This is a genomic window from Variovorax sp. 20P10.2.4, assembly GCF_058244205.1.
Window position 1 is genome coordinate 1 of record NZ_JBZAYE010000517.1, and the last position, 5,323, is coordinate 5,323.

At 72.1% G+C, this 5,323-nt stretch carries 5 protein-coding genes; 1 reads left to right on the forward strand and 4 read right to left on the reverse strand.

All coding sequences use genetic code 11. The features are described from left to right. On the forward strand, positions 1-903 hold a 903-nt coding region (locus AC27VN_RS31820), incomplete at its 5' end, for a CaiB/BaiF CoA transferase family protein (RefSeq protein ID WP_490879141.1). Between the two features lie 2 nt (positions 904-905). Here AC27VN_RS31820 and AC27VN_RS31825 read toward each other — a convergent pair. The 4 genes from AC27VN_RS31825 to AC27VN_RS31840 all read right to left on the reverse strand — a co-directional run. Beyond that, on the reverse strand, positions 906-1,949 hold the full coding sequence (locus AC27VN_RS31825; RefSeq protein ID WP_490879142.1) for an AraC family transcriptional regulator: 1,044 nt from the start codon (positions 1,947-1,949) through the stop codon (positions 906-908). A gap of 71 nt (positions 1,950-2,020) precedes the next feature. Continuing rightward, positions 2,021-3,001, reverse strand: a complete 981-nt coding sequence (locus AC27VN_RS31830; protein ID WP_208513206.1) for a Bug family tripartite tricarboxylate transporter substrate binding protein — start codon at positions 2,999-3,001, stop codon at positions 2,021-2,023. A 13-nt stretch (positions 3,002-3,014) separates the two neighbouring features. Beyond that, positions 3,015-4,580, reverse strand: a complete 1,566-nt coding sequence (locus AC27VN_RS31835) for an AMP-binding protein (protein WP_490879143.1) — start codon at positions 4,578-4,580, stop codon at positions 3,015-3,017. Positions 4,581-4,727: 147 nt separating this feature from the next. Further along, positions 4,728-5,323: ChbG/HpnK family deacetylase (locus tag AC27VN_RS31840; RefSeq protein ID WP_490879144.1), on the reverse strand; the 596-nt coding region annotated here is incomplete at its 5' end.

Consider the following 5,323-nt stretch of genomic DNA (forward strand, 5'->3'; position numbering starts at 1 on the left):
GCGGAAGGCCTCGCGACGGCGCGCGAACTGCTGCGCCATGCCGACGTGGCCATCGAGGGCTTCCGGCCCGGCGTGATGGAAAGGCTGGGTCTCGGTCCTGCCGAGCTGTTCGCGTTGCGGCCCGCGCTGGTGTTCGGCCGCATGACGGGCTGGGGGCAGGAGGGTCCGCGCTCCCAGCAGGCGGGCCATGACATCGACTACCTCGCGGTCGCGGGCGCGCTGCATCCCATCGGTCCGACCGAGGGTCCGAGCGTGCCGCTCAACCTCGTCGGCGACTACGGCGGCGGCGCGCTCTACCTGGCCGTGGGCGTGCTCGCTGCGCTGCACGAGGCGGCGCGCAGCGGGCACGGCCAGGTGGTCGATGCCGCGATCTGCGACGGCACGGTGTCGCTGCTGTCGCTGATCCATGGCCTGCGCGCCGCGTCGCGCTGGCGCGACGAGCGGCAGGCCAACGTGCTCGATGGCGCCGCGCCGTACTACCGCAGCTACCGCTGCGCGGACGGGCTGCATCTGGCGGTGGGCGCGATCGAGCCGCAGTTCCATGCCGAGTTCCTCGCGCGCCTGGGCCTGGAAGCCAAGGCCTTCGCGCAACACGATCGCGACCGCTGGCCCGAACAGGCGCGCGCGCTCGAGGCACTGTTCGCACGCGAGCCACGCGCACATTGGGAGGCATTGTTCGAAGGCAGCGATGCCTGCGTGGTGCCGGTCAACAACCTCGCCGCAAGCACGCGCGACCCGCACCTCGTGGCACGCCAGGCCTTCGTCGAACTCGAAGGCGAACTGCAGCCGGCACCGGCCCCGCGCTTCAGCCATTCGCCTTCGCTGCCGCGGCCCGCGACATCCGTGGTGGCCGATGCGCACTGGCTCGCGGACTGGGCACGGCCCGCGAAGCCCGGACCCTGAACTCAGGACGCCGGCGGGTTGGCCCGGTACTCGGTCGGCCCCGTGCCCGTCCAGCGCCTGAAGGCCCGATGGAAGGTGCTGTATTCGGCGAAGCCCAGCCGCAGCGCGATGGTCTCGAGCTTCACATGGCCCTGGCGCACCATGTCGAGCGCCGCGCGGCGGCGCACGTCGTCGCGCAGCTCCGAGAAGCCGCAACCCTCGTCGACCAGGTGCCGCCGCAAGGTCACCGGTGTCAGGTGCAGCCGGGCCGCCACGTCGTCCAGGCTCATCGGCGTGCCCACCTGCGCGCGCAGGATGGACTTCACGCGGTCGCTGACGCGGCTGTGGTCGTAGTAGCGCGTGATGAGCGTGCGCGGCGCCTCCGAGAGGAAGCGGCTCAGGCGTTCCTCGCCGCCGATGATCGGCAGCGAGGCCAGGTGGCTTTCGAGCCGCAGCGCGGTGAACGGCTGCTCGAAGCGGATCTCGCGCGTGTCGTAGGTGCGCAGCGTCTCGGCGCTGGTCGGCCGGCGCGGGTACGAGAACTCGACCGCGGTCAGCGGAATGCGGCGGTCGACCAGCCAGCACATGAACTGGTAGAGCAGGAAGACGGTCGCGCCATGCAGGCTCACGTGCCGCTCGGGCGAGAGCGTGCGCAGCGGCTTGAGCCAGACGATGGCCTCGCCGCCCTCGCGGCGGATCTTGATCGAGAAGTCGTCGACCACCAGCGCATAGAAGCGGCCGATGACGACCAGCGCCTCGCCGAGCGTGCGGCAATTGACGATCAGCCGGCACAGGGTGTGGAAGGTGCCCGGCGGAATCGGCCGCGAGGCGATGCCCCAGGCCTCGTCGCGCGCGCGCCGCGCTAGCAGGATCAGGAAGCGTGTGAAGGCCTGCTCGGTGACGCGCAGCCCGCGCTCGTCCAGTTGCAGCGGATCGATGCCCGAACGGCGCAGCACCGCTTCGGCCTGCGCTGGCGGCAGGGCCGCGCTGCGCAGGAACAGCTGCACGAACCAGCCGGCGATCGGCGGCGGCGTGGCGCTCGGCGAGGGGCCGGGGACGGCGGTCATGAAGCGGGCGGGTGCGGGGAAAGCGCGGGCATGCGCTTCGCATTGTCGCGCCGCCCGCACGAGCGACGCCGTCAATCGGCCGTGATGTTGAAGCGCCGGCTCAGCGCTTCCCAGTGGCGGTACTCGTTCTGCATCGCGGCCGTGATCTGCTCGGGCGTCTCGCTGCTGGGCTCCAGGCCGGCCAGCTGCAGCCGGCCGACCATGTCGGGCTCCTGCAGGATGGCGCGGATCGCGTTGCGCAGGCGCTCGGCCACCGGCGCCGGCGTGCCCGCGCGCAGGAACAGCCCCCACCAGCCCGTGTAGTCGAAGCCCGCATAGCCGAGCTCGTGCAGCGTGGGCACCTGCGGCAGCGCGGTCAGCCGCTTGCTGTGCGCCACCGCGATCGATCGCAGTCCCTTGTCGCCCTGGCGCTCGATCGCGGTGGCGGCCGAGACGAAGGCCATCGGCACGCGCCCGCCCAGCATGTCCTGCAGCAGCGGGCTGGTGCCGCGGAAGGCCACGTGCGGCATCTCGATGTTCCAGGCCGCGCGCAACTGCTCGCCGTAGATGTGCGAGGTCGAGCCCGCGCCATAGGAGCCGAACGAGAAGTTGCCCGGGTTGGCCTTGGCCGCGCGCGCGAGGTCGGCCAGGCTCTGGTAGGGGCTCGACGCGGGCACCACCAGCACCACCGCCTGGCGGCCCAGCAGCACCAGCGGCTCGATGTCCTTCGCGAAGTCGTAGGGCGGCTTGCCGCGCGACAGCGCGATGTTCTGGATCAGGCTCGTGATGTGGAACAGCATCGTCAGCCCGTCGGGCGGCTGGCGCAGCAGGTACTGCGTGCCGATGAGTCCGTTGGCACCGGCCTTGTTGTCGACCAGCACGGTGCGCGCGAGCACCTCCTGCAGGCGTTGCGCGAGCGGGCGCACCACGGGGTCTGCGGCGCCGCCGGCGGCATAGGGCACGAGCAAGGTCAGCGGCCGGGTGTCCTGCTGCGCACTGGCCAGCTCGGGCAGGCCGGCCAGCGAGGCCAGCAGGGCCATCGTCCAGTGCCTGCGTCCGATGTCGATCGTCATGGTCGGGTCTCCGTCACGGTTGGGAAGCGGGCGCGGCGAGCGCGCGGTAGCGGTCGCGCACCACGCGCTTGAGCAGCTTGCCGGTCTCGGTGCGCGGCAGGTCGGTCGCGAAGTCCACGCTGCGCGGGCACTTGATGGCCGACAGGTGGGCGCGGCAGTGGTCGATGAGCTGCTGCGCGGTCGAGGCACCGGCGAGCGCGGGGTCCTTGAGCTGGACCACGGCCTTCACCTCCTCGCCGAACTCGGCATGCGGCACGCCGATGACGGCCACCTCGTGCACCAGCGGGTGGTCCTGCAGCAGGTTCTCCGCCTCCTGCGGATAGATGTTCACGCCGCCCGAGATGATCATGTTGGCGCGCCGGTCCGTGAGGTAGAGGTAGCCCTCGGCATCCACGTGCCCGATGTCGCCGAAGGTGCCCCAGCCCTGCGGCGTGTGGGTCTCGGCGGTCTTCACCGGATCGTTGTGGTACGCGAAGCTCGGGCCGCCCTCGAAGCAGACCAGGCCGTCGACCATCGGCGCGCATTCGCCGCCGTCGTCGCCGACGATGTGCAGCACGCCCTGCTTCGCGCGGCCCACCGAGCCGGGATGCGCGAGCCATTCGGGCGTCGAGATCGCGGTGGCGCCGGCGCGCTCCGATCCCGTGTAGTACTCCCAGACGATCGGGCCCCACCAGTCGATCATGCGGCGCTTGACCTCGAGAGGGCAGGGCGCCGCCGCATGCAGCGCCAGCCGGTGGCTCGACAGGTCGTGGGCCGCGCGGCGCTCGGCCGGCAGCGCGAGCAGGCGGATGAACATCGTCGGCACCCATTGCGAATGGGTGACGCGCCAGCGCGCGATCGCTTCGAGCGCGCCTTCGGCGTCGAAGCGGCGCATCAGCACCACCGTGCCGCCGAAGGCCACGCAGCGCACGCTGAAGCGCAGCGGTGCCGCGTGGTAGAGCGGCGCGGGCGAGAGATAGACGCTCGCGGGATCGAAGGCGAAGAACGAGAGCCAGTCGCCCGCGAGCGCCTTGCGCAGCTGCTGGTCCTCGAGCTTGTGCTTGATGCCCTTGGGCCGGCCGGTGGTGCCCGAGGAGTAGGCGAAGTCCAGGCCCAGGGGCCGATCGGGCAGCGGCGGCACCGCGCCGTCGGCCTCGACCAGCGCGCGGTAGCTCGCGGCGCCTTCGATGGGATCGTCGGCGTCGATGCAGAGCACTTCCTCGAGCGGCGCCGGCCAGGCCGAGCGCTCGGCCCAGGGCCGCAGCGCCATCTCGGTCAGCAGGATGCGCGCGCCCGAGTCCCGCAGGATGTAGTCGATCTCGCCCGGCGTGAGGTGCGTGCTGATGGGCACGTAGTAGAGGCCCGCGCGGCGCGCGGCGAAGGTGAGCTCGAAGTATTCGAGCCGGTTGCCCAGCAGGATCGCCACCACCTCGCCGGCCTCGAGGTGGGCCGCGAGGAACTGCGCGAGCCGCGCCGAGCGTTCGTGCAGGCTTCGGTAGTCCAGCGTTTCGCCGGTCTCGGCCAGGATGGCGGCCGGTCGTGCGGGGGCCTCGGCGGCGAAGCGCGCCAGGCCGTCAAGGACGGGTTCTTTCGGTGGCAAGACGGTCTCCGTGTGGCCCTGGCCACCGGGGGTGGCGCGGACCTTGTCTCTCGTTCAATGGTCCGAGGATACGAAGCCGGGTCGGCGCACGGCATGACCGGGCCGATCAAACTGCATGACGCGCGGCGAAGGCGCCCTGGCCGGATCTCAGGCGCCCGGCTGCAGGCCGCCGGCCGACAACGCCATGAGTTCGACCTGCCCGCCGCTGGGATCGCGCCATGGAAAGGCCATGGCCGCCAGCACCGTGTACTCGGCCGCCCTCGCCTCGTGGTGCGGCGTGCCGGCGTCCTCGGCCAGCGAGGGATGGCACATCAGCACGTCGCCGCTGCGTGCCGCGGACAGCCAGGCGAGCAGGCGCCGCCGGTAGCCCGTCACCCCGCCCGCGAAGTCGTAGACCCCGAGCAGCCCCCGGCTGGTCGGGATCGACCGCCGCGCGGCTTCGTGCACCAGCGCACGGCCTCCCAGCGCGTGGATGACCCGGGGCTTGAGCGCGGCGGCGCCGGGCCGCGTGTTGCGCAGCCACGGCGGCGCGGCCGTGTAGCGGCGCGACAGCTCCTCGAGCAGCAGCTCCCGCACCATCGGCAACTGGTGCACGTGCCGGTGCCCGTCGACGAAGGCGGGCGCGCGGCCCAGGCCGTCCTCGAAGCGCGCGAGCTGTTCGGCGATGGTCTGGCGCAGCTGGCGCCGCGGCGCGGACCGCGTGTAGCAGCGCAGGATCAGCGGGCCGAGGCCGGGCTCCCCGG

Bases quoted from the DNA above. Each gene is read 5' to 3' on its own strand.
- AC27VN_RS31825 (WP_490879142.1), bottom strand. From the start codon at position 1,949: ATGACCGCCGTCCCCGGCCCCTCGCCGAGCGCCACGCCGCCGCCGATC.
- AC27VN_RS31830 (WP_208513206.1), bottom strand. From the start codon at position 3,001: ATGACGATCGACATCGGACGCAGGCACTGGACGATGGCCCTGCTGGCC.